Source organism: Calothrix sp. 336/3, from assembly GCF_000734895.2.
Classification (GTDB): Bacteria; Cyanobacteriota; Cyanobacteriia; order Cyanobacteriales; family Nostocaceae; genus 336-3.
In genome coordinates this window covers 3,571,539-3,596,280 of the sequence record NZ_CP011382.1, presented here as the reverse complement: position 1 = coordinate 3,596,280, position 24,742 = coordinate 3,571,539, and the positions used below count along the sequence as shown (strand labels likewise).

Here is a 24,742-nt window from a genome sequence, read left to right as displayed (position 1 = left end):
GAAAAGAAGGGGAAGGGGTAAAGGGAAAGGTTTTTTTGGAGAAAGGCAATCACCTAAAAATGCCAGCTATCTAATAAACCAAGAGACCAACTAATAAGAAAACCCAGGATACTAATACCAACAACAATGGTGAGCATATATCCTTGAGATTGACCAGAAATACTATATTTCAGACTTTGACCACCAAAAATAGCGGCAAAACCAACTAGGTTGACTAAACCATCTACCAGATAGCGATCGCTCCAATTGGAAATTTTCGATAGTAAAGCCACTGCACTAACTACGGTCAACTTGTACACCCGATCAATGTAAAAGTCGTAACCTAATAAATCTTGAATGAATCTCCACGCCAAAATGCGAGAGCGTGACCACGCTTTGTGAAGATGCATGGTAGAACCAATGAACAAGCCCAGAACGCTGGAGGCAATCAGACTAATCATCACAACCCAGTTGATACTCTCCCAACTAGGTAACAAGTACCATTGTTGTAGCATCATCGGTAATAACAGGGTTGTGATTGTCAAAGTCACCATCGGTACAGCCATTTGCCAAGCAACTTCCGGCGCTCTGCGAGTTTTTTGCTGGGGTTCTCCCCAAAAGATGAGGCGGAAAACTCTAGTTAAATTTAAGACAGTCAACCCATTGACTAGTACTAAAACTCCCACAACCCACGGACTACTAAAGGCAAAGCCATCAGCCCAGGATAACATCGCCCAAAAACTACCCAAGGGCAAAATAGTCACCATTCCTGCGGCTCCGACAACATAGGCTGTTGTTGTGGCTGGCATCCGTGACCATAAACCACCCATTTCTGTTAAATCTTGGGTACTGGTTGTAAAAATAACTGAGCCGGAACTCATAAATAATAAAGCCTTGGCGATCGCATGACTAAGCAACAACATCAAAGCCACACCACCCTGTTGCATCCCTACTGCCAAGAAAACTAAACCCATATAGGCACTAGTAGAGTGGGATAGTGCCCGCTTAATGTCAATCTGAGCCAAGGAAACCAGAGTCGCCCCCACTGCTGTCACCGTACCCATAATCACCAAGGCATTTAATGCTATCGGAGATAGAGCTAAAATCGGTTGCAGCTTAAATAATACATAAGCTCCCCCTGCCACAACCATGGAATTTCGCATCACCGATGCCGGGTTCGGACCTTCCATAGCCTCGTCTAACCACAGGTGTAAGGGGAACTGGGCACATTTTCCCGCAGGTCCAGCAATTAAAGCTAAACCCAACAAGTTAGATGTCAGAGGACTTAACTGAGCAGTTTGTGCCCATTCATATAAATCTGGAAAATTCAAACTCCCTGCCATCGTTGATAGGGCAACAACCCCCATCAATAGCAGTAAGTCACCTACCCGCTTAGTTAAAAACGCATCCCTAGCAGCTGTCACAACTAAGGGCTGAGCATACCAAAACCCTACCAACATATAGGTTGAGAGGGTTAAAACTTCTAAAACCGCATAGCTGAGAAAGAGTGAGTCACTGATGGCTAGTGCACTTAACGCCGCCTCAAAAAATCCCATCAAGGCGAAGAAACGCGCCAATGCCCAATCTTTTTCCATATAGCCCAGGGCATATACTTGTGCTAACAGGCTCAAACCTGTAATTAAAACTGATGCCCCAATACTAACTTGTGATATTTCTAAAGCAAAAGAAAGATGAAAATCCCCCGCAGTAAACCAAGTAATCACAAGATTTTCCACATCAATGCTCCAAATATCTTTGAAGACTAACAAGCTATGGATAAAAGCTAAAAACGTAGTCAACAAGTTAAAGTATGCTGCCGGTCTAGGACCTGTGCGGCGAATCAATCCCATTGCCCAAGGCAGAGCGCAAACCGCCCCCAGTAAGCCATATGCAGGCAGCCACCAACTCGTTGCAAACAATAATTGATTCATCTAATTTTTCCTGGTTCTTGCTTTGGCAACTATTCACATATCTCTATGAATTAAGTAAGTTTTTATCGATACTTAATGACAATTTATTATCGTATATTTTCATTTCATTTGTCTTTTATAACCTGCAAAAAAATACAATTGCTATTATTAATAGAGACTGTGCGACAGAAGTTGTTTTAGCAACATATCAGGTTTTTCTCATCTCAAAATAGCCATTTATATGTATTATAATAAAAATTTATATAATATATTTAAGTATTTTTTACACAGACAACAGAAACAGAGGAAAGACACTACGTGAGGTGTTTCACACAGTTTTTCGTTCCTCGATGAGCAGATTTTCCCAGTTTATGAACTTTGAGCAAGCAAATGTAATAAAAAAATTATAAAGCAGAAGTGGATACTCTAGGAATCCATGAACTTAAATTGAGCAAAATCCCCAGATAAAAATATATTAAGTTTTTTAAAACTTTTTTATTATAAACTATTATACTAATTTATATTGTCAGGGGGACAAAGGTTTCCTATGCTTAATTGGAGTACAGTTTTTCGCTCAAGATGAGCATCCCCGTCGGAATTTTCCACGAGACAGTACTGATTTACTAATTGGATTAATTTTGTTAGGAGTCCTGCGATGCCAATTGCGGTTGGAATGATTGAAACTAAGGGTTTCCCTGCTGTAGTAGAAGCTGCTGACGCGATGGTAAAAGCAGCTCGTGTAACATTGGTGGGTTACGAGAAAATCGGTAGTGCCCGCGTGACAGTGATTGTTCGGGGAGACGTTTCCGAAGTTCAAGCGTCTGTGGCTGCGGGAATTGAAGCTGCAAGAAGAGTTAACGGTGGTGAGGTTGTATCAACCCATATCATCGCTCGTCCCCATGAGAACCTGGAATATGTGTTGCCAATTCGTTACACCGAAGCGGTAGAACAGTTCCGAACCTAGAAGAGGTGATTTGAGATACTGAGATTAACTGTTCAAGTTCGACTTGATTGTGAAAATATCGCAGGCAATAGCACATAATCACATATCAGATTCGTCTTTTGAGTCAGTTTAATCCATAACTCTCCTTGAAAAGTTGACAACCGGAAGGTTTGAAGTTTCCAAATTCTGGCATAGCAGCAACTATGCTGTTTGCAGCGTACCTGAAAGTGATTCGTCAACTTTTCATCAGAATCCAAAATCCATCCGGGGTTTGCCTTTTGTAGCTAGCTTTGCTTGTGTTTAAATTATTGTTGGAAGCTGGATTAAGGATATAAAGTAATGTCAATTGCAGTGGGAATGGTAGAAACGTTGGGTTTTCCAGCTGTGGTAGAAGCAGCGGATGCAATGGTGAAAGCAGCCCGCGTCACCCTAGTGGGATATGAGAAAATTGGTAGCGGTCGCGTTACAGTTATCGTTCGTGGGGATGTCTCTGAAGTGCAAGCATCCGTTGGTGCTGGAGTAGAATCGGTAAAACGAGTTAATGGCGGACAAGTACTGTCAACACACATTATTGCTCGTCCCCATGAGAACCTCGAATATGTCCTGCCAATCCGTTATACAGAAGATGTAGAACAATTCCGGGAGAATGTAAACGCCATTCGTCCCTTTGGTGGTAGAAGACCATAAAATGTAATGCAAATTGCTAAAGTTCGTGGCACAGTAGTCAGCACCCAAAAAGATCCAAGTCTCAGGGGTGTAAAGCTACTGTTGCTGCAATTATTGGATGAGGAAGGACGTGTCTTGCCAGAGTATGAAGTGGCAGCAGACAGCGTGGGTGCAGGAGTAGATGAGTGGGTACTTGTCAGTCGTGGCAGTGTAGTCCGTCAAATACTTGGCAACGAACAACGTCCTGTAGATGCGGCAGTAGTAGCGATTATAGATACAGTTAACGTTGAAAATCGCTTGATTTATAGCAAAAAAGACCAATATCGATGAATTGTAGTCAAAAGTCTCAGGTCAAAAGCCGATAGTATTTTCTCTGTTGGCTATGAACTGATGGCTGTTGACTTGAGAGCAACTGAGGAGGAATCTCGCGATGGCAGTCCGCAGCACGGCGGAGGCAGCACCCCCAACCCCGTGGTCAAGAAATTTAGCTGAACCAAACATAGATAAAACGGCGTTTGTCCATTCTTTTTCCCATATTATTGGGGATGTGGAAATTGGTGCTAACGTGATTATTGCTCCGGGAACATCGATTCGGGCAGATGAGGGTGCGCCCTTTTATATCGGTGAAAATACCAATATTCAAGATGGGGTGGTAATCCACGGCTTGGAGCAAGGTCGAGTTGTTGGTGATGATAACCAAGAATACTCGGTATGGGTGGGAAAAGATAACTGCATCACTCACATGGCATTGATTCATGGTCCTTGCTATGTGGGTGATAACTGTTTTATTGGTTTTCGCTCGACGGTCTTTAATGCCAAGGTGGGTAGTGGTTGCATCGTGATGATGCACGCTTTAATCCAAGATGTGGTTATACCCCCAGGTAAGTACGTACCATCAGGAGCGATTATTACCAGTCAGCAACAAGCCGATCGCCTGCCGGATGTGCAGGCACAGGATAAGCATTTTGCTGAACACGTCGTCGGCATTAACCAAGCGTTGCGAGCTGGTTATCTATGTGCTGCTGATAGTAAGTGTATCGCACCGATTCGGAACGAAGCAGCTAAATCTTATACAAAGTTAGATGTGATTGAGTTGGAAAGGAGTAGTGAAGTGGCAGGCAATCGCTTGGGTTCAGATACAGTAGAGCAACTACGCTTTCTGTTAGATAGAGGGTATAAGATTGGTACAGAACACGTAGACCAACGTCGGTTCCGTACAGGTTCTTGGACTAGCTGTAAACCTGTTGATGCTAGAAGTATTGGTGAGGCGATCGCAGCTCTAGAAGATTGTCTAGTAGAGCATAGCGGCGAGTATGTCCGTCTGTTTGGTATCGACCCTAACGGTAGACGTAGGGTTCTAGAAACCATCATTCAGCGTCCAGATGGTACTGTTGGTACACCCGCAACCTTTAAAGCCGCGACAGCTAGCAACAATGGCAACAGCTATAGCAGCAATGGTAATGGAAACGGTAGTGGTAGCCTCAATGCCGAAACCGTCGAGCAAATTCGTCAACTGCTTGCTAGTGGCTACAAAATTGGTACAGAACACGTAGACGAGCGTCGTTTCCGTACAGGTTCTTGGCAAAGCTGCCAACCAATTGAATCCAGTTCCACCAAAGAAGTTATCAGCGCTCTGGAAGAATGCATGGTGACTCATCAAGGTGAATACGTGCGTTTGATTGGTATTGATGCCAAAGCCAAGCGCCGTGTTTTAGAAAGCATTATTCAAAGACCAAACGGGCAAGTAGCTCCCTCTAGCAGTGGGAAGTCATCCTTCACTAGCAGCAGTTCCTCTTCCTATGGAAGTTCGGCAACAGCTACAACCACTAGTACTAGCCTCAGCGCAGAAGTTGTAGACCAATTGCGACAGCTACTAGCAAGTGGAAATAAAATCAGTGCGGAACACGTAGATGAACGTCGTTTCCGTATGGGTTCCTGGAGTAGCTGCGGTCAAATTGAAGCTAGAAGCGACAGAGAAGCAGTTGCAGCTTTAGAATCCCTTTTAGCTGAATACCAAGGTGAATATGTTCGTTTGATTGGCATTGATGCCAAAGCCAAGCGTCGAGTACTGGAAACAATTATTCAACGCCCCTAGTCTAGCCTAGACGGAATTTCCAAAAGCGTCTTGTGTGACATCCCAATCTGCCGTCACAGGTTGCCTTGGCGGCGAGGTTTTTCACTTGCTCAGTATTAATTATAGATTTTGCAGAATTCAGAGATTTTTGCCTGGGATGGGTCAGGGAAAAACTTCTGGGAAAAGACTAAAAACTCTACTCCTGAATTCTGCTAGCAGGTTATTACCCATTTCTCAGCACTTATTTGTCCGGCTTCCGAGGTTAAAATTTCATGTCTGTGCCGCCACTGCGCCTAGGGGATAACTTTGATTCTTACATCAGTGGCGAGGTGATTATTCATCCCAGTGCGGCGATCGCTCCGGGTGTGATACTCCAAGCAGCTCCAAACAGCAAAATCATTATTGGTGCAGGAGCTTGTATCGGTATGGGGGCAATCCTCACTGTTGATCAAGGAACTCTGGAAATACAAACAGGAGCTAATCTGGGAGCCGGTTTTCTGATGGTTGGTCAAGGTACAATCGGCGCTAATGCTTGTATTGGTTCAGCAACAACCGTGTTTAACTGCTCTGTGGAGTCGGGAAAAATTATCGCTCCTGGTTCTGTTTTAGGTGATGACAGTCGCCATGAAATGCTTCCAGAAAACACAACACCTCTAATAGAGCAAGTTCAGTTACTAACAGGAACTCAGATAGAAAAGGTACACATCAGTTTAGAACTGGAAAATCAAGATTATTGGGATAGTGAAGATAACTCCGTACCTACTAATCCTGACTCCCCCATTCTCACTCAACAACCAGAAGAAAATCACTCAGATAATCATCCCGAAACTTCAGAAGAAGTTTCTTCCGCAATTAATCCTGAAACTACTTCTGAATCACCTACAGAATCAGCAAATAGTTTTGGCGCTCACATATATGGACAAGGAAGTATTCAGCGATTATTAGTGACATTATTTCCCCACCGCCAGTCTTTCCATAGCCCAAACTCTGAGGAATAGTTAGATTAAGTATAGGGATTCGGCAACTATGCTATTGAGGGTGTGGGAATTGAAATGTTTGGTATGGAAAATTTTCTCCTTACTGACTTTCTCTCGACAAATCTTTCTATGTTAATTTTTCTCACCAGCATTCTGGATTAATTTACTTCCAGTACCCAATCCCCCAGACCTTATTTATCTTCCTGGAGAATTTGCATGGAAGCATACAGTCAAGCGTCACGGCAACGCGATCGCTATCAGGATACAGCCCTAGGATTGGTCTCAACCCTAAGCTTTCCAGCGATCGTTGGTACTGCTGATATGATGCTCAAGTCCGCAGGCGTACATTTAATCGGCTACGAAAAAATTGGTGGAGGACATTGCACGGCGATCGTTCGAGGTGGAATCGCGGATGTACGTCTAGCTGTGGAATCTGGAGAACAAACAGCCAAGCAGTTTGACCAGTACGTTTCTAGTTTAGTAATTCCCCGCCCTTTTCCGAATTTAAATATTGTCCTACCCATAACCAGCCGCATCACTGAATTAAGCGAAGGTAGCAGCTATAGTCGCTTAAGTAATCAAGCCATTGGATTAGTAGAAACACGGGGCTTCCCAGCCATGGTAGGGGCAGCTGATGCGATGTTAAAAGCAGCCGATGTTCAATTAGCAGCCTATGAAAAAATTGGCGGTGGTTTGTGTACAGCCATTATTCGTGGTTCTGTAGCAAATGTCGCTGTGGCTGTAGAAGCAGGAATGTATGAGGCAGAACGGATTGGGGAATTAAATGCTGTCATGGTTATCCCTCGACCCTTGGATGAGTTGGAAGAAACTTTACCTGTCGCCAGTTGCTGGATTGAAGAACGTCAACCACTCAAATTCCCACTAGATATTAAAGAACCCATAAAAGAAATGGAGTTAATTCAATTGCCCCCAATTCAAGAAGTGGAGTTTGTTGAATTACCTCAGCGAAATCAATTAGCCGAGAAAATCATAGAAGAGTATTATGGAAATGACGATGAAGGCAGACCCTAGCCGGAGTCAATAAATAGCAGTCTAAAGTAGATATTATTTTTACGGAGCAAATCAGAGTTGAATTCAAGTCAATATTCAGACTGATGAGCCTGAATTTTTACTTACCTGATAGATTTAATATTTATTTGAGCAATACTATGTTAATCAGTTTGATAACCAGTGCCTTCTCCTGAAATTTAAGATATTGCTCTTTGTTTGAACAAGCAAGTTCAGGTATAACAACACTGAGTTATCAAAAGCTAAATCTCTTTTCCCCTCAGCTTAAGGGATGAAATGAATACAGATAAATACAGAACTCATTGACAGTACTCGGCTGAAAATCATAGAGATTTTGTAATTTACGCCAGAATTCTCTCTAGCAGGCTTTCGCCAACTAGTATAGTGATTATAATTCCTACGGCATTACTCCGGGATTGCCCATCCCTTGCACTCAACCTCCATCCACATCATAATTTCACCATATTAACCAGCATCAGCATTATCCAATTGCATTGGACCAAGATACCTAGTCAAATAAGGTGAAAAAACTTCATAAATTAGGGTTAAAGGTTGCCCATGATGCCAAAATAGATAATGCCTTCCCCAAAAAGGTCCCTTTTGATTGAAGCCAGCCTGAAGAGCTTCTGAATAGCCAAAATAGACCCCTTGTACATCTCGATATAGTTCTGTTCGCAATCTAGCCAAACTTGCCCATATTGGCAATGAGCGATTTTGTAAGTACTCATCTACATGGGATGCTTCCCACCAGGAGGTTGCATAGGCTAATCGCTGACCAGAAGCTGTACGTAGCCAAACCTGTCGTCGTAATCTTGGTCCTGGAATGGTTTCTATAAGTTCTGGAGCTCCATCCAAATCTTTCCCAACTAGGGACATATCAATCACATCTACTTCTGTCGGCTCTCCCGTCAGTAGCTGTAAATGCCTTGTGGGGGAACCATCACCCAAAAGTAGCAGTTGCCAAGAAGGTGCCATCTGTTTATGGGATAAACCCTGCTGTACCACTTCTTCCCCCCCTTGCCAATCGGGAGAGAGACGATGCCATGCAGTTGGCAATGTTGGGTTATTTGTTGGCGTAAAAGTTGCAGTCAAGGTTATTTACAAAACTTCACCTACTTCTATAAAAGCATAACTGAAGTCATGAATGGTAAGTAGAGGTGATAAATCGATATTTTTCTGGTGATAACCTTTTACATCCTGGGAATAGGATATGATTTGGCTAGCAAAAAATACCCTTTACCGAAGAATGACAGCAAGGAGATAGTAATAAGCGCAATATAGTAAGCCAATCATTAAGACTGGTAACTAAAAAATGCGGATGGCGAGACTCGAACTCGCAAGGCAAAGCCACACGCCCCTCAAACGTGCGCGTATACCAATTCCGCCACATCCGCAAGCTATATTTATTCAAACAAAAATTGATTATACAGTAAATCTGAGATGTTGTAAATGGGAAAATGGGAAATGGTCAAGTATCACCCATTTTTTGAGAAAATACAAAAAAAATTTCAGAGAGTATATATAACTGACAGAAATAAAGTCATCCTAGGAGTGATATTAAAAAAGGTGAAGGTAATAGCGGCGAATTAGAACACAGTTCAGGAAGTCAGTTACACTATGGGACGCAGGATGCTATGGAAAACAACCCTAGGTCGAGTAATCACACAGACCATCTGCAAAATACTAGAATCCAGGGGTTGGCATCCGAAAGTTCAGAAGGTTAGCAAGTTTTGTTAAGTATTTCACTTCTGTGACTTTGAACCTGCTTCCTCTGCAAGAATTCGCAATCAGGTGTCGGCATGATTGCCAACCGAGGGAAAATGTTAATCGACTGGATTAAGTATTTAAAGCTAAGAGATGAAGTTTGATAAGGTTTTAATTGCTAATCGGGGAGAAATTGCGCTTCGCATTCTCCGAGCTTGTGAAGAAATGGGGATTGCAACGGTTGCTGTACACTCTACTGTGGATCGGAATGCGTTGCACGTACAATTAGCTGATGAAGCTGTTTGTATTGGTGATGCGGCTAGTGGTAAAAGCTATTTGAATATTCCTAATATCATTGCAGCGGCTTTGACTCGCAATGCTACGGCTATTCATCCTGGATATGGCTTTTTAGCAGAGAATGCCAAGTTTGCGGAAATCTGTGCTGACCACCATATTGCTTTTATTGGTCCTTCACCGGAAGCAATTCGTTTGATGGGGGATAAATCAACCGCCAAAGAAACCATGCAAAGAGCTGGAGTTCCTACGGTTCCTGGTAGTGATGGTTTGGTAACTTCGGAACAAGAGGGTTTGGCGATCGCCAGTCAAATTGGCTATCCGGTAATGATTAAAGCTACCGCTGGTGGTGGTGGACGAGGAATGCGTTTAGTACACGCAGAAGAGGATTTTATTAGACTTTTCCAACAAGCTCAGGGAGAAGCAGGTGCAGCTTTTGGCAACTCTGGAGTTTATCTGGAAAAGTTTATTGAGCGTCCCCGACACATAGAGTTTCAAATTCTGGCAGATAATTACGGCAATGTGATTCACCTGGGAGAACGGGATTGTTCTATTCAACGTCGCAACCAAAAACTCCTGGAGGAAGCACCTAGTCCTGCCCTTGACCCGGAATTACGGGAGAAAATGGGAGATGCTGCCGTTAAAGCAGCAAAATTCATCAATTACACTGGTGCTGGAACTATAGAGTTTCTCCTGGACAAATCCGGCAAGTTCTACTTTATGGAAATGAATACTCGGATTCAGGTAGAACACCCAGTTACGGAAATGATTACGGGAATTGATTTAGTCGGCGAACAAATCCGTGTTGCCCAGGGTGAAAGATTAAGATTGACCCAAGAACAGGTAGTATTACGAGGTCATGCCATTGAATGTCGGATTAATGCTGAAGATCCAGACCATGACTTCCGTCCTGCACCCGGTAGAATCAGTGGTTACTTACCTCCCGGAGGTCCTGGTGTGCGTATTGATTCCCACGTTTATACTGATTATCAAATCCCACCCTACTATGACTCTCTTATTGGTAAGTTAATTGTTTGGGGTCCGGATAGAAACACAGCAATTAACCGTATGAAACGAGCATTACGGGAATGTGCGATTACAGGTCTACCAACAACTATCAGTTTCCATCAGAAAATTATGGAAAATCAGCAGTTTTTAGCGGGTCAGGTCTATACCAGCTTTATCCAAGATATGAAAGGTTTATAGTTCTGGTACTCTGTCAATTTGATTTTGATGCATATGAGGTAGTGCGGGCAGCCTTCAACTGAGCGCTCACACTACACCCGTCATTTTTTGTTGACATTGTATAAGTTTAATGGGTCATCATCGTCAACAGACCTTGTTGACCCAGGAGAATTTCCCGGACAAAGCTAAAGACACCCACACAAATAATCGGGGAAATGTCCACACCTCCAATCGGTGGAACTATTTTCCGTAATGGAATCAAAAAGGGTTCTGTGGGTATGGCAATCACAGAGAAAGGAAACCGTTGTAAATCAACTTGGGGATACCAGGTCAAAATTATCCGGAATATAAATAGGAACACCATCACACCGAGTGTGAGTCCTAGAATCAAAGCAGTGACATCTATGCTATTCATGGGTGATTACAGCCTTTTTGAGAAATTACACTCCTAGCAGACAAAGGAGACAGGGTTAGAAGAAACATTTTGCCAGAGGATTATAAATCTTTTCCCTTTCACTCTATTCCTATTTTTAAGTCAGTCTAAGAGCTAAAAATCACAGTTTTAAGTTTTGTGAAGTATTTTCTCTCATTTTATCTCTATGGGGCAAGTCAAGAATTTATAGTCTCAGGTCAATACAGAACAGAGAATTGCTCGCAGTCTGGCATAGTCCTCAGCATATTTTCCTGTCAACCTGCTTCTCAAGGATGTAATAGACTATTAGAATTAATTTGAAGTGTGTAAAAAAAGGTTGATTTGTATGACAGCTTCTTTATCAAATTTCCTTTGGAGTCTAGTTTGGGGTACAGTCATTGTTGTTATCCCAGCCACCGTTGGTTTGATTTTTATCAGCCAAAAAGATAAAATCCAGCGTTTTTAAGATAAACCCAGGTCAAATCGGCTCTGGTATTAATTATTTGTTAGGCGATCGCCAGACTAGAGACGCGCAAACCTTCGTCAATTTCAGAGCGAAGTCGTTTCGCGTCTCTAAAATTATATTGTGTTTAGTTACAGTAGAGATTTAAATACTGACTCGCTAACATAGATTAGATATTAGGAAAATCACCATGGTAACTTTTGGGCTGAATTCAGCCAGTATGCTGGCTCAAGTAAACTTTGGGGCGAACTCAGCCAGTGTTCTTGGAATTTGCTTGGCTGTAGCTGGGGCAGCACTATATTTTTTACGTTCTGTACGTCCAGAACTCTCCCGCGACCAAGACATATTTTTTGCTGCGGTGGGTTTACTCTGCGGCTTCATCTTAATATTTCAAGGTTGGCGTTTAGACCCAATTCTGCAATTTGGGCAATTACTGCTGGTGGGTTCCACGGTATTCTTCGCAGTGGAAAGTATCCGTTTGCGAGGTATTGCCACGGAGCAGGCAAAACGCAATACCAAAATTGTGGATGACGATCGCCCAGTTAGCAACAATTACAAATATAAAACGAGGTCACGTTACAATGCCGAGGTAGAGGATGACCTAGAACCCTTACCCTACGATGATGATTACTACGAGGAAGAACCCCAACCTCGACGTATTCGCGGTAGTCGGGATAGCCGCCCTTCGCGAGATAATTACTATGAAGACGAACCACCCCGTCGTTCCGAACGTAGCTCCCTAACAGATAAAAGCGAAGCCGAAAAACCAACAAAACGCCGTAATTCCCGTTCCGGAAGTCGCAACAGCGAGAGAAATGAACAGGATAACTGGGGTTCATCCTCCTCTAGAACTTCCGATGATTGGGAAAACCCTGAACGGAATCAGGAACAAAGACCAACTAGACGTAGTAGTCCCTCTCGTCCAGAAATTCGTGACGAAGAACCCTACAACCCCAAACCCAGAAAACGTCGTCCCAGTAATGACTCAGAAACACGTATTCCACAGGATGATGACGTTATTCCCACGGACTATGTAGAATACAAACCTGTAGACCGCAATGACCGTAAAGATGATGAGTCGGACAATTCTTCAGATTTTGATGATATATAAATCAAGCTGAGGTGAAATTCGCCATCAAGTTAGAGAAAGATAGTTGAGGTGAAAAAAACTACACCGAGATTTTGGCTCCAAAAACTATTTCCTTGGAGTCTTGTTTTTGTTTTGGGTAACTTACTTGTATCCTGTAATCCCGAAAATATTTCCATTGGCTCTGGCAATCTCAATAGCCGCTACACTGAAGAACAACCATCACTCAGTGGTAATGGGCGATATTTAGCATTGGTTTCTAATCGGAACGGTATTCACCAGTTGTTGTTGTATGATATTCAACAGCAAAGCTTTGCATCACTACCGCGCCTCAATCGCTCAGGTTCGATTGTTGAAAGTCCTAGCCTCAGCTACAATGCCCGCTACATCGCATATATTACCAGTGACCAAGGTAGACCAGTGATTTCACTCTATGATCGGGCAACCCAAGAATCACAAATACTCACACCTACCTACCGAGGATGGGTAAAAAATCCTGCGATTAGTCCTGATGGTCGGTACGTAGTCTTTGAAACTACGATTCGCGGTCAGTGGGATATTGAAGTTCTTGACCGGGGACCAAATATTGAGTTAGATATTCCCAATGGTGCAACGGTATCACCTCCACCGTTTTAGTTGATAGAAGGGGGAGAAAAGGCAGTGGGAAAGTCATTATTTATAGGTAAACGCGCCGTACTAATTCTGACTTGGATAAGCTTGGGTAGTTTAGGTGGTTGTGCGGGATACCCAGCAATTTTAAGTTATCCTTTTGACCCTGGTGGACGAGGGTTAAATAGTCCTGCTTCCGAGGGAGAACCGCGTATAGCTGGTCGATTTATTGTTTTGACGACCGATCGCCGAGGAACTCAGGATGTGTATATGTTTGATATGGTGAATCGCAATTTAGTTGATTTACCTGGGTTAAATTCCTTTGACGCGATCGCCTCTCACCCCTCAGTCTCGGAAGATGGTCGATACATTGTTTTTAAGGCTTCTCGTCAAGGACGTTCCGGTATTTTTCTTTATGATAGAGAAACTCGCCAATCTCGCAACCTGACTGCAAATTTACAGGCAGATGTACGCAATCCAGTGATTAGTGCTGATGGGAGTCGGGTGGCTTTTGAGTCAAGTGTGAATGGTCAATGGGATATCTTAGTGTATGACCGTTCTGGACAACAGATAAGTATTCCCTAGAGGTAAGGGGAAAGTAATCGGCAATATTCAATATTACCCATTACTTGTTACCTATTACCTATTGCTTCTTCTCTTCTTTTTGCACGGCGTTAATTAGCGATCGCACCTGCTCGGTTCCCTCAGAAGCTTCAAAACTCAAGGGAAATTTACCCTTGGTAAGCATACGTAAACCCAGGGGAGCAATACTCAGTAAACCTTTAATATCACGAAAATAATTACCCATTACTTGTAAACCAAATTGCCGTTCGTCAATCCAACCACCAGATTTCACTAGGTCTACCAATACCTTACGATGGCGGATGGAGCGACTATCACTTGCCTGTTTACGTTCCAGGATTTCTTGTTTAATTTTACTGATTTGCTCTAGAGGTGCGACTTCCATAGGGCAAACTTCATTGCAGTAGTAGCAACGGGTACAACCCCAAACACCAGATGTACTTGTATTGTATTCTTCTAGACGATTGGCAGTATTACTGTCACGGTTATCTGCTACCATCCGGTAAGCCTTCGCTAAGGCATGGGGTCCGACAAAATCGGGGTTAACTTCCTTGGCGTTACATTCTGAGTAACAAGCACCACACATAATACAGTTACCAGTTTGATCTAGAAGCGATCGCTCAGCAGGAGTTTGCAAAAATTCTCGCTCTGGTACTTGTCTAGCAGCTGTACTCACATAGGGAGCAACTCGTTCTAAATCATTCCAGAAACCATCCATATCTACGACTAAATCCTTGATAACTGGCATATTACCCAAGGGAGCGATCGTGATTTCCGGTAGGGAATTTTCCTGTTTTTCGCCCGGTGTGATTGCCTGTAAGCGGGATATTTCACCACCGACATTTTCCTTACAAGCAAGGGCAGAACGTCCATTAATCCGGATAGCACAACTACCACAAATCGTATTACGGCAATTTTTCCGAAAAGCTAGTGTCCCATCCTGCTCCCATTTAATTTGGTTGAGGCAATCCAGGATAGTATTCCCTGGCTCAACCTGCAAAATATAAGTTTGAGTGATGCTCCTAGAAACACTATCCTTGGCGATCGCCGAAGAATTTTGTGTTTGTCGAATAACTTTGAAAGCGACTTCCATTGCTGTAAACCCAAAATCTGAAGATAGTACTCCCCAGGCAAAATCCATCCCAGAGTCCTAGAAGATATTGTTGCCTGAAGTGAGAAAATAAATTGTTGAATCAGCCTGGAGAAAAATCTTCTCTGAGGTGACACTGCTATTCACAAGTATCTGTTTGCTGTTAATACACCAAGAGTGTAACAACTTCTCAATCTTCAGGATAAACTCGAAAATTTCAGTTGTCGAAGTAGCTGCGGATTTAATCATGGTTTTCTCCCCTTCTATAGTCAATTTCCTAGAGGGTAGACAAATCTGTAACCATTATTCAGATTGACATAAGAGAGTTTAGTCGGTTCTGCCTAGTCAATTGTTTTTCCTGCTGCAAGTAAAGCAAGAGCAAAAAAGATTGATTATTGGGCAAGTAGTACTGTTATAACTGTATGTTGATGTTAGCAGAAGTCATCTTCTCTAGACGGAAATTTCTCTAGTTAATCCCAAATCCTCACCTTTTCGCTTATCTGGAATGATCTCAACAAGCAATGAAAGTCATGGCGATCGCTAGACAAGAGCAAGTGAGCCGATATGTAACTATAACAATAACCTATATAAATTTATATTGATGTTTTAGCTCCCCACCTCCTCACTCACCACAACCAAAGGGTAGTCACCACAGTAGATAATCAAGAAAGACTACAGACTTATGCAAACAGTTTTTTTGAAAATTACATGAATTTTTACAAAACTCTGCTTCCTACCTGAGAATCACCAAAATACATCTGTTGAGCAACAATCTACAAATTTTAGTAAATCATCATCTCTACTTGCAGAATAGCTATCTATGGATGTCAGCTAGATATTTCTCGCTTCTTTGTCTTCAAAATGTCAATAGTTGAGTTCAAAGTGTAACAGTAAGTTTAATTCAAACTTAAACAAATATTTTGCTATTATTAGTCCATGCTATTATTTAATATAAAATTACGAGGTCACAAAACCAGTATTTATTGCCGTTCAACAACGGCGAATACCAAATTTGTTTCTTCGACATTGCCAGTGGATATATTTTCAGTTCAACTGGCAAAATAGGCTGTATGCCCTTCCACCTGATGGAAATACGAAACTTTCCTTTGTTGGCAAGGAATAGGGAGATAAAAGGAGTTCAGAATATAGCAGTTACAGGAGTTGATAGTCACTCTATCTGTTGATGGATAGAGCTTAAAAAAGGAAAAAATTTTTTGCTTTGCCCACCAAAGGCTAGGTTTAAAACTCTTGTCTAGGAGTCAGTAGAGATGCCAAAGTACTTACTTCTATAGGAAGTTAAGCTTGAAACGTCTGTACATTGGATAAAATGTTTACCCCTGCTGCAACTACTACAACTCCTGAATACTGAACTTTAGATGAAAAATCTCTAATTCTACAGCTAAGAGGTTCGTAAAGTAAATCAAAAGTGGCAATTTTTGAAGCTGAATACTTGTGTGTCGTAGTCATATCCGCTAATTTTGTCAAGTTGGCTGAAACATTACACCACTGTGAACGCCAGAAAAAGAAAACACTTTCATTTTCGATGGCAGAAAATGCTGAAAATTGCCGTAAGGTCAGCAAATAAATGCCTGTGATAGCTAGCTTCCCATGGAGAAGTTAGGGATAAATGATCAGCAGGAATTCACTTTCATTGAGGGTGAATCACACCAAAGTCATAACGGATGTCACAAAGCCAAATTATGGCATGATGAGACATTGTTGAACAGTTTGGAGAGATTAAGGAAATCTAGAGCCTAATGACTGAAACCGCAATCGCACCTTTAACCGGAAAAGCACTACTAGCTAAAGTCAAAGAACTTTCTAGTTTGCCGCGTCGAGAAAGAGCCAAACAGTGTGGCTATTACACTACAACTAAAGGTGGTCAAGTAAGAGTAAACCTGACCGACTTTTATGATGCTTTGTTGTCTGCTAGAGGAATTCCTCTGAGTCCAGAAACTCCAAAAGATGGTCGTGGTCGTGAACCGACCTATCGTGTAAGTGTTCATCAAAATGGTCAAATTGTGATTGGTGCTACCTACACCAAAGCAATGGGCTTAAAATCTGGTGATGAGTTTGTGATTAAGCTCGGATATAAACATATCCACTTAATTCAAGTTGATTCCGATGGCAAGGGAAGTCAGCAAGATATTGATGACGAAGTAGACGATGTAGAAGAAGAATAAATTTCTCGGAAGATGGGAATGAGTTTCAAGAATTTTCTATGTAACTTTTCTCACTTCTTCAAGGGAAATATTCGGATATTGCCGATTTTTCGTTGATAATTATCCAGTCATTCCTGCGGTAGAAATAACAGAATGACGCTTCAGCTTTAATACAGTAGAGAGGGAAGTTAGTTTATTACTCCAAGATGTCAAAAGTTTGTGGGGGCGATCGCTACTAGTATCTAGTGACCTTCAGAAACAAACTCATGGCAAAAAACTCAACTTTCCTCTCTATGTGTTTAATTAGATAAATGTCACAAAATACACCATATTTTCAGTTAATTATCCCCAGTAATTTCTGGGTGACAAGAATTAACATCAGTTCAATAATTCCAGGTTTCCACTGAAAATCAATTGAAAAATTGCAATTTCTCCTCAGATGAATAATGAAGAATTATTAATAAATTTCCTATCCTCAATAAGTGTGTTTTTACAAACAATTCCAGCCCCAGTAATAGTGCTGGTTTTTTTTGTGACTTGGGTAGTTTTCTGGCTACCAATTGCGGCAATTATACTGTTTTTCCTGCCATCGACATCCCAGGAAAATTTAGCAGCAGAAAAAAAAATACCCCTAGTGATTTCTCTGTATAGTCTGGCTCCAATTATTTTGTGGCTGATGAATCAATTTAGGGAGATTTCCTATAACAGCTATGGTTTGTGGCTGAATTTATCGACAATTCTCACTTTAGTGGTCGGTTGTCTCTTGGGTGTAATCACTTTAACTGCGGTGTTTAGCTGCCAATTGCTGTGGGGATGGTGTCAACTGCAAAAGCAAAATTTTTCCCAGCTACCACCAATTCTTTTCTCAATTTTTTTGATTGCTTTAGTAATTAGTGCTGTCGAAGAATTGATATTTCGAGGATTTCTCCTGACAGAATTAGCTCAAGTGAATGGGATATGGTTAGCAGCAATAGCTTCTAGTGTGATTTTTGCTGTTTTACACCTTGTTTGGGAGCAACGAGAAACAATACCACAAATTCCTGGATTGTGGCTGATGGGCATAGTATTAGTGGGGGCAAGATTAGTCAATCATGACAACTTAGGTTTAGCCTGGGGATTGCATACAGGTTGGGTGTGGGCGATCGCCTGCATTGACACCGCAGGATTAATTACTTACACAGGCAAAGTTCCAGAATGGGTGACAGGTAAATATCAAAAGCCCTTAGCAGGAGTCACGGGAATTACTTGTTTGCTAATTACTGCTATAGTTCTGGCATTAGGTAAAGGTATCTAGGATTTAAAACATCATCACCCCGACTTTTAGCAAAAATTGGGGTGACGAAATAGTGAGAATATATTTTGAGAAGAAATTTGAGCTTAACCGAAGGGAGTTAAACGCTTAATTGCCCGACCAGCAACATCTCCATAACGTAATTCCCCACAGAGAATTTTACCCATCATACCGACAGCAGTAGGACGTTTAACTCCAACTTTGTAGCCAACACCAGGAAAACGATAAAAGATACCTGCTAGTTTTTGCGCCCAAGCCATTTCTGTTCCCCATTGCTCGTTCACTGCGTCTGAGTATTTTTCCAGAGCAGCGCGATCGCCAGACAAGGATTGGTGAACAGCATCAGCAGCTAACATTCCAGTAAACATGGAAGGGCGAATACCCTCACCAGTAAAGGGATCTACAATAGCAGCAGCTTCCCCAGCAATGACTGCGTTTTGGGTATGTAGGGTCTGATTACCATTCCACAAACACATGGCGTGGGTGTAAGTTTTAGCACCTTTGAAATCTAAACCCAATGTTTGGCAATATTCCTGAAGTTGTTTGCGATAGTCTTGGGGATCCCCGCCAATAAAACTACCCACACTAATAGAATAGCTATCGGCTTTGGGGAAATTCCACAGGTAGCCGTTTTTCACCAAACCAAACTCAAATTCCGCCACCTGATTACCAGAGGTATTAGCTGATACCTCCACAGATTCAGCCAATCGCAGCTTACGCTCTTTAAAGCCTAGCCATTTTGCCATTGGTCCCTTAGCACCATCAGCAGCAATCAAATATTTACCGCTAAAGGCTCCATTTTTTGTATTGACTTGCCAATGATCACTCTGAAATTCAATACCTGTAACTTCTGTATTATCCTTAAGTTCTGCACCTTTACTCTGCGCCTGTTGTACCAGGAAATGATCAAAAACATCCCGCTTCACCATCCATACAGGTTCTGGAGTACCTAGGGCTGATTCAACAGGATCCGCCATTTTCCAAGTACAGCGAATTGTATCTGCTTTAGTAGAAATCGCTGGAGAAAAATCAAAATCAAACCATTGGGCGATCGCAGGTGATACACCACCTCCACAGGCTTTGTATCTAGGTAAGGGTTCTTTCTCAATTACCAGTACTGAGCGCCCCTGTTTGGCTAAATGATACGCTGCCGTACCACCTGCTGGTCCCGCGCCGACAATGATACAGTCATACATAAGGCTGAATTTTTGCTCCTGAATCAGTTTAATTGCGACTTTGTGAAGCTACTGAATGATAGTCTCACCAAAATGTAACCTATTTTTTACTGTTAACAAAACACTGTATAGAGTTTGACTTGTCTAAGATAGTTATTCTCAAAGAAAATAGTTAATCCGTAAATTTCAAAGTACAAATGCCAATTTTCCCATGAATATAGTGAAATTGAGTCACATTCAAAAGATTACTCTTGGGGGAATTAACTTTTACTTGACAAGTAGTGAAAAAGACGGATAATTTGTGACACTATCGGGTCAAAATGTCAATTTAGTGCCAAGATATGGTGATAAGAAAGCATAGACAGCAAGGGTTAAGCCCAAAGTTATGAAAACAATATTTGAATAATTGCTATAGAAAACAATAGGATATGGAAAGATGCAGTAATTCATCTGGAATCAGTATGATTTTGCCATCAACATAATTTCTATCAGCAGGAATTGACAATTATAATTTACATCCACAGGAAAATCTAATTTTTGCAGAATCTATCCGTCACTTCAGAAATTTTCCACCAAAGTTTTGCCATTTTTTATAAAGTTTTCGTAAAAATTACCCATAACAAAGAATGAAGCTATCAGAACATCACGGTAAATGATGGCAGATAACTTCATCCTCAAGCATTACTACTTAATCGTAAAAAACACAGCCAGAGGCAGTAGACATTTAGACAATACTAATGTCTTTTTCTTTCTCAGCCAGGATTTCTGTGATTTTGGCAGTATATTTATCGGTCAACTTTTGCAATTTATCCAGTTGATCCCGCGATTCATCCTCAGAGATTTCCGAGTTTTTCTCCTGTTTACGGATGAAATCTTGAGTATCACGACGGATATTGCGAATACCTACACGTCCTTCCTCAGCATATTTTGCAGCGAGTTTGACTAGTTCTTTGCGGCGATCGCTCGTCAGTGGGGGAATATTCAAACGAATAACAGAACCATCATTACTGGGGGTTAAACCCACATCTGACATGGAAATAGCCTTTTCAATCAAACTTAAGGTACTGCGATCGTAAGGCTGAATCAAGAGTGTAGTCGCATCTGGCGTATTGATATTAGCCAGGGACTTTAAAGGAGTAGGTGAACCATAATAATCCACCGTTACCTTATCCAATAAACTCGCATTGGCTCTACCAGTGCGAATTGTATTAAAAGCTCGTTGAGTTGCTTCAACGGTCTTTTGCATCGTACTCTCAGCTTCAGCTAATTTCACAAGAACCTCCCACAAGGGTGCCAATAGATTCTCCCAAAACGGCACGGCGGATGTTACCCCGCTCACCTAAGTCAAATACCAGAATTGGGATATTATTTTCCTTACACAAGGCTATCGCGGTACTGTCCATTACTCGCAAGTCTTTTGCCAAAACATGACTATAGGTAAGGGTATTGTAACGTTTAGCATCAGGGTAAATGTGGGGATCGGCATCATAGATACCATCTACCTTGGTGGCTTTAAAAATTACCTCTGCTTCAATTTCCGCTGCCCGTAGTGCCGCAGTCGTATCTGTAGTAAAGAAGGGGTTACCAGAACCTGCACCAAAAATAACCACCCGTCCCTTTTCCAGATGACGGATGGCGCGACGACGAATATAGGGTTCTGCTAGCTCTTGCATGGCGATCGCCGTTTGGACTCTTGTCTGTATTCCCATACGTTCGAGGGAGTCTTGCAGTGTCATGGCATTCATTACCGTGGCAATCATGCCGATGTAGTCAGCCGTTGCCCTGTCCATCCCCGCAGATGCCGCTTTGACACCACGAAAAATATTGCCACCGCCCACAACGATAGCAATCTGTACACCAGTGGCTACCACCTCTGCTACCTCTTGTCCTATTTCTTTGACCACCTCTGGATCAATTCCATAGCCCATGTTGCCCATTAAGGCTTCACCGCTCAGTTTAAGTAAAACCCGTCGGTAATGTGTTCCCATGAAGTTACGTTTTGTCGAGAAATTGCAATTGCCTCCATCCAATTAAAGATAACAGCACACGGGCTTTCTGTCTCTAGTTTCGCCAGACTAGAGTTGTACCGAGGGGCGGAGTTTCGCTCACAGGGATAGTTTTCTGCTGCAAAAGACAGGCGATCGCCTGCTGTAGATAATGTTTTTTTGCTAATTGAGGATAATAAGGACTATCGTCAATCTGCCCGCGATAACGCACTACACCAGTTTGATCGATTAAAAATGCCATGGGTGTGGCGATCGCTCCAAAGCTACGCACTACATCCTGAGTCGGATCCCAAATATAAGGAAAATTTAATTCCCATTCTTGAGCAAAAAGCTGCATCTGTTCAAAATTTTCCCCAGGAAGTTGGTTATTCTCATCACCATTCAAACCAATTAATGTGACTCCACTAGCGCTGAACCTGTTTTGAATTTCCTTGAGGCGATAGATATACGACTTGACAAAAGGACAGTGGTTACACAGAGAAATCACACCAACCGCACGAAATTTTTCCAGATATCGACTGAGATGATGTACCTGATGATCGGTGCCGGGTAATTCAAAATCTGGTGCGTAGCCCCCGATGGGAGTGTTTATCGTTTCGAGTGTATTCATTATCTCTGTAGCAGAAAATTTATATATAAGTTCAGAAATTCACATAGTGAATGAATCGACAGTTAAACATAAGTTTTTCCTAATCCCTAAATAGTAAAATCAAAAATATTTATTCCGTATTTTCCAGGATGTGACTTGAAAATTCATGCATTGACAGGTAGATTTCACACACAAATATCAAAAATAGCAATCATGATGAAAGGTATAAATAGTCAGGTATAATTGAATATACGTTTTTCATAACGAGTGCAATAGAACGCAAAGACACATGTATCTTCTAAATATAGTTATGAATGCAACTACTAAACATCATCAAAGCATAGACCCATGTGCCTCACCACTAACATCAGCATAGATAAAAAATGTTTTCACCATTTTCTTGATTATTTCACCATTTTCCAGTCATTACAGACTTTGCAGTGTCAAACCAGCCCAAACAGGGGGCTTGATAACCAACAATTCTATAAACCTATTTTGCTGTCGTAAATTGGGAAACTACTGAATCTCCACTTCATACAATAGTTGATTTATCTGGGGAAAATGACTGCAAATATTATGATGCCAAAGGGTAGTAGCCTTTTCCTGTCGAACTGAGTGAAGCAAGATACAAACTATTGCATACTAAGGAGTACGGGTATTTTCTGAGGGTAAAAAGCCTGAGTCTAGAATGTGAAGACTCGAATTCAATATAATTACCATAGGCAGCGTGATATAATATACAAAGTATTCATCACACTATATCTATAGAAAACATTGTCAAACTAATAGCATGCGCTGAGATGATTAATCCCTCGTAAAAATACAGGAAAGTTATTTATTAGTTGTTATGGAATTTATAATTTCAGCAATATCACAGACTTCAAAACCTGATATGCTCCTGCAAAATAATTAATATATAGATTAGTAAGAACCGAATCATTCTAGGAAACAAGAAAAAATTTTAACCCAAGCTAATTAAATTAACTGCACTTTTATGCACAACTAAAAATTATTTCCTCCGATAGACTTGCAATAGACCTACATCCAATTGATTTGTTTTTAGCATCTACCCCAGCGAAATTATAGTTTAAAGGTGTGAGGGTTAGTAAAACCCCTATTTTTTTCAGGGTATGAGGCATTGGCTATGGTAAGAAAATTTAGAAAAATTTTGAGTCAATTATCAGGCTGAATAGATGATTGTCTAAATTTTTACCACAATCTAAAAATTCCCTCTGAATTAACTCATCCCAGCAAGTGGGAGAGAAGAGTTTTTCTATGAGATGGTGTTATTTTGCAATCAGGATTATGTTCACTATGGCGATTTTCACCCAGGATAAAAAATCTTATCCCCCATCGATTTACCATTTAGCTGTTCAGAATTTGCTGATTCTGTTCTAGGTTTAAAGATACAGGGAAAAGAGAAATATTCAGTTAAGTCTAAAAGTTCAGAACTTGAGAACTGTTTTTCTGAGCAGAAGCTCTGAGTTTATCGAATTTTCAATGCAAAGCACATTTTTAATTTTTGTCTGACTAGCCGAATTGATGAAAAAACTTTTATGACAACTACATCAGCGATCGCCCTAAATCCAACAAAAACATGGTTTTGGCAAGGTTTTCCCATTTGCTATCAAACCCAGGGAACCACTGGACCCGCTGTGGTTTTGGTACATGGTTTCGGTGCTTCCTGGGGTCATTGGCGGAAAAATATTCCTAGTCTCGCAACTAACTGCCGAGTCTTTGCCATTGATTTATTAGGTTTTGGTGATTCTGCCAAACCCACTCCAGGAGAAAAAATTTCCTATAATTTTGAAACTTGGGCACAGCAAATTGCCGATTTTTGCCGCGAGATTATCCAAGAGCCAGCAATTTTAGTTGGCAATTCCATCGGTTGTATTGCGGTTATGCAAACTGCTGTCAGCTATCCAGATACAGCTCGGGGTGTAGCCCTGATTAATTGTTCTCTACGTTTACTCCATGATAGTAAGCTGCAAAATCTACCATGGCTCAGGCGTGCAGGTGCACCTCTTTTACAAAAAATTCTATCCATTAAAGCTGTAGGTCGGTTTTTCTTCCATCAAATTGCCCGACCAAATACAGTCAAAAAAATCCTGCTCCAAGCCTATGGTAGCCCCCAGGCAGTCACAGATGAATTAGTAGATATTCTGATGCAACCGGCGGCAGATCCAGGGGCAGCAGATGTATTTCTTGCCTTTACAGCCTATTCCAGTGGTCCCTTGCCAGAGGAATTGTTACCAAAATTACCCTGTCCAGCAATTATTCTTTGGGGAACTGCTGACCCGTGGGAACCCATAGAATTAGGGCGAGAATTAGGAGACTTTCCCGCAGTGATGAAATTTATCCCTTTAGAAGGGGTGGGACATTGCCCCCAAGATGAAGCTCCAGAGATTGTCAATCTGATACTACAAGATTGGATTTGGGAGATGAATAGAGCAATTGATCGGAAAGTTTAAATTTGCAGAGGTGAAGGGGCAAATTTGAGGAGAAGCATCCAGAC

Annotated in this window: 24 protein-coding genes and 1 tRNA gene; 14 read left to right on the top strand and 11 right to left on the bottom strand. The window is 41.7% G+C overall.

Going from position 1 to position 24,742, the window contains the following annotated elements; all coding sequences use genetic code 11:
- Nucleotides 1–53 precede the first annotated feature (53 nt).
- Nucleotides 54–1,910, bottom strand: coding sequence for an NAD(P)H-quinone oxidoreductase subunit F (locus tag IJ00_RS15125; protein ID WP_035154309.1), 1,857 nt, complete (start codon nucleotides 1,908–1,910; stop codon nucleotides 54–56).
- Between the two features lie 634 nt (nucleotides 1,911–2,544).
- Here IJ00_RS15125 and IJ00_RS15120 point away from each other — a divergent pair.
- The 6 genes from IJ00_RS15120 (at nucleotide 2,545) to IJ00_RS15095 (ending at nucleotide 7,581) form a co-directional block, all read left to right on the top strand.
- Nucleotides 2,545–2,853 (top strand): carbon dioxide-concentrating mechanism protein CcmK, encoded by a 309-nt coding sequence (locus IJ00_RS15120; protein ID WP_010995042.1) that lies wholly within the window; start codon nucleotides 2,545–2,547, stop codon nucleotides 2,851–2,853.
- A gap of 318 nt (nucleotides 2,854–3,171) precedes the next feature.
- Entirely contained in the window at nucleotides 3,172–3,519 is a 348-nt protein-coding gene (locus IJ00_RS15115; protein ID WP_035154307.1) for a carbon dioxide-concentrating mechanism protein CcmK, read from the top strand.
- A gap of 6 nt (nucleotides 3,520–3,525) precedes the next feature.
- Nucleotides 3,526–3,828, top strand: coding sequence for a EutN/CcmL family microcompartment protein (locus IJ00_RS15110; protein WP_035154306.1), 303 nt, complete (start codon nucleotides 3,526–3,528; stop codon nucleotides 3,826–3,828).
- A gap of 100 nt (nucleotides 3,829–3,928) precedes the next feature.
- Nucleotides 3,929–5,593 carry a ribulose bisphosphate carboxylase small subunit gene (locus IJ00_RS15105; protein ID WP_035154305.1) on the top strand — a complete coding sequence of 555 codons (1,665 nt, stop codon included), beginning with the start codon at nucleotides 3,929–3,931 and terminating at the stop codon, nucleotides 5,591–5,593.
- 251 nt (nucleotides 5,594–5,844) lie between these two features.
- The gene (locus IJ00_RS15100; RefSeq protein ID WP_035154303.1) at nucleotides 5,845–6,570 is read left to right on the top strand and encodes a transferase; all 726 of its coding nucleotides are present in this window, start codon (nucleotides 5,845–5,847) and stop codon (nucleotides 6,568–6,570) included.
- A 195-nt stretch (nucleotides 6,571–6,765) separates the two neighbouring features.
- Nucleotides 6,766–7,581: a carbon dioxide-concentrating mechanism protein CcmK gene (locus IJ00_RS15095; protein WP_035154302.1), complete on the top strand. Its 816-nt coding sequence runs from the start codon at nucleotides 6,766–6,768 to the stop codon at nucleotides 7,579–7,581.
- A gap of 462 nt (nucleotides 7,582–8,043) precedes the next feature.
- Here the strand turns inward: IJ00_RS15095 and IJ00_RS15090 are convergent, their stop codons facing one another.
- Nucleotides 8,044–8,670, bottom strand: a complete 627-nt coding sequence (locus IJ00_RS15090) for a chorismate lyase (RefSeq protein WP_035154300.1) — start codon at nucleotides 8,668–8,670, stop codon at nucleotides 8,044–8,046.
- Nucleotides 8,671–8,891: 221 nt separating this feature from the next.
- A tRNA-Leu gene (locus tag IJ00_RS15085) sits at nucleotides 8,892–8,972 on the bottom strand.
- Between the two features lie 463 nt (nucleotides 8,973–9,435).
- Here IJ00_RS15085 and accC point away from each other — a divergent pair.
- The gene (gene accC, locus IJ00_RS15080) at nucleotides 9,436–10,782 is read left to right on the top strand and encodes an acetyl-CoA carboxylase biotin carboxylase subunit (RefSeq protein ID WP_035154299.1); all 1,347 of its coding nucleotides are present in this window, start codon (nucleotides 9,436–9,438) and stop codon (nucleotides 10,780–10,782) included.
- A gap of 106 nt (nucleotides 10,783–10,888) precedes the next feature.
- On the opposite strand, the gene IJ00_RS15075 is transcribed toward accC, so the two are convergent.
- Complete coding sequence (locus IJ00_RS15075) at nucleotides 10,889–11,176, bottom strand: YggT family protein (protein WP_035154298.1); 288 nt, start codon at nucleotides 11,174–11,176, stop codon at nucleotides 10,889–10,891.
- Between the two features lie 343 nt (nucleotides 11,177–11,519).
- Here IJ00_RS15075 and psbX point away from each other — a divergent pair, with 343 nt between their 5' ends.
- The 4 genes from psbX to IJ00_RS15055 all read left to right on the top strand — a co-directional run bounded on the left by psbX (nucleotide 11,520) and on the right by IJ00_RS15055 (nucleotide 13,917).
- Nucleotides 11,520–11,639, top strand: a complete 120-nt coding sequence (psbX, locus tag IJ00_RS15070) for a photosystem II reaction center X protein (RefSeq protein ID WP_035154297.1) — start codon at nucleotides 11,520–11,522, stop codon at nucleotides 11,637–11,639.
- Between the two features lie 187 nt (nucleotides 11,640–11,826).
- Nucleotides 11,827–12,747: a Ycf66 family protein gene (locus IJ00_RS15065; RefSeq protein WP_035154295.1), complete on the top strand. Its 921-nt coding sequence runs from the start codon at nucleotides 11,827–11,829 to the stop codon at nucleotides 12,745–12,747.
- Nucleotides 12,748–12,795: 48 nt separating this feature from the next.
- Nucleotides 12,796–13,359, top strand: a complete 564-nt coding sequence (locus IJ00_RS15060; RefSeq protein WP_035154294.1) for a TolB family protein — start codon at nucleotides 12,796–12,798, stop codon at nucleotides 13,357–13,359.
- Nucleotides 13,360–13,422: 63 nt separating this feature from the next.
- Nucleotides 13,423–13,917, top strand: coding sequence for a TolB family protein (locus IJ00_RS15055; protein ID WP_371259648.1), 495 nt, complete (start codon nucleotides 13,423–13,425; stop codon nucleotides 13,915–13,917).
- 58 nt (nucleotides 13,918–13,975) lie between these two features.
- Here the strand turns inward: IJ00_RS15055 and IJ00_RS15050 are convergent, their stop codons facing one another.
- From IJ00_RS15050 to IJ00_RS29090, 3 genes are all read right to left on the bottom strand, one after another.
- Nucleotides 13,976–15,007, bottom strand: coding sequence for a succinate dehydrogenase/fumarate reductase iron-sulfur subunit (locus IJ00_RS15050; RefSeq protein ID WP_035159098.1), 1,032 nt, complete (start codon nucleotides 15,005–15,007; stop codon nucleotides 13,976–13,978).
- 57 nt (nucleotides 15,008–15,064) lie between these two features.
- Nucleotides 15,065–15,253 (bottom strand): hypothetical protein, encoded by a 189-nt coding sequence (locus IJ00_RS15045; protein WP_035154290.1) that lies wholly within the window; start codon nucleotides 15,251–15,253, stop codon nucleotides 15,065–15,067.
- Between the two features lie 1,047 nt (nucleotides 15,254–16,300).
- Nucleotides 16,301–16,585, bottom strand: coding sequence for a hypothetical protein (locus IJ00_RS29090; RefSeq protein WP_168163488.1), 285 nt, complete (start codon nucleotides 16,583–16,585; stop codon nucleotides 16,301–16,303).
- A gap of 176 nt (nucleotides 16,586–16,761) precedes the next feature.
- On the opposite strand from IJ00_RS29090, the gene IJ00_RS15040 reads away from it, so the two are divergent.
- Nucleotides 16,762–17,187 (top strand): AbrB family transcriptional regulator, encoded by a 426-nt coding sequence (locus IJ00_RS15040; protein WP_035154289.1) that lies wholly within the window; start codon nucleotides 16,762–16,764, stop codon nucleotides 17,185–17,187.
- A 511-nt stretch (nucleotides 17,188–17,698) separates the two neighbouring features.
- A complete protein-coding gene (locus tag IJ00_RS15035; protein WP_238178342.1) occupies nucleotides 17,699–18,460 on the top strand; it encodes a CPBP family intramembrane glutamic endopeptidase in 762 nt (253 codons plus the stop codon).
- Between the two features lie 83 nt (nucleotides 18,461–18,543).
- On the opposite strand, the gene IJ00_RS15030 is transcribed toward IJ00_RS15035, so the two are convergent.
- From IJ00_RS15030 to IJ00_RS15015, 4 genes are all read right to left on the bottom strand, one after another.
- Nucleotides 18,544–19,653: a geranylgeranyl reductase family protein gene (locus tag IJ00_RS15030; RefSeq protein ID WP_035154287.1), complete on the bottom strand. Its 1,110-nt coding sequence runs from the start codon at nucleotides 19,651–19,653 to the stop codon at nucleotides 18,544–18,546.
- 703 nt (nucleotides 19,654–20,356) lie between these two features.
- Complete coding sequence (gene frr / locus IJ00_RS15025; protein ID WP_035154285.1) at nucleotides 20,357–20,905, bottom strand: ribosome recycling factor; 549 nt, start codon at nucleotides 20,903–20,905, stop codon at nucleotides 20,357–20,359.
- Entirely contained in the window at nucleotides 20,892–21,620 is a 729-nt protein-coding gene (gene pyrH, locus IJ00_RS15020; protein ID WP_035154284.1) for a UMP kinase, read from the bottom strand. The genes frr and pyrH overlap by 14 nt, the downstream gene beginning before the upstream one ends.
- A gap of 73 nt (nucleotides 21,621–21,693) precedes the next feature.
- Entirely contained in the window at nucleotides 21,694–22,248 is a 555-nt protein-coding gene (locus tag IJ00_RS15015; protein WP_035154282.1) for a thioredoxin family protein, read from the bottom strand.
- Between the two features lie 1,535 nt (nucleotides 22,249–23,783).
- Between IJ00_RS15015 and IJ00_RS15010 the strand changes: the two genes are divergently transcribed.
- Nucleotides 23,784–24,698 carry an alpha/beta fold hydrolase gene (locus tag IJ00_RS15010; protein ID WP_035154281.1) on the top strand — a complete coding sequence of 305 codons (915 nt, stop codon included), beginning with the start codon at nucleotides 23,784–23,786 and terminating at the stop codon, nucleotides 24,696–24,698.
- The last annotated feature ends 44 nt before the right edge of the window (nucleotides 24,699–24,742 follow it).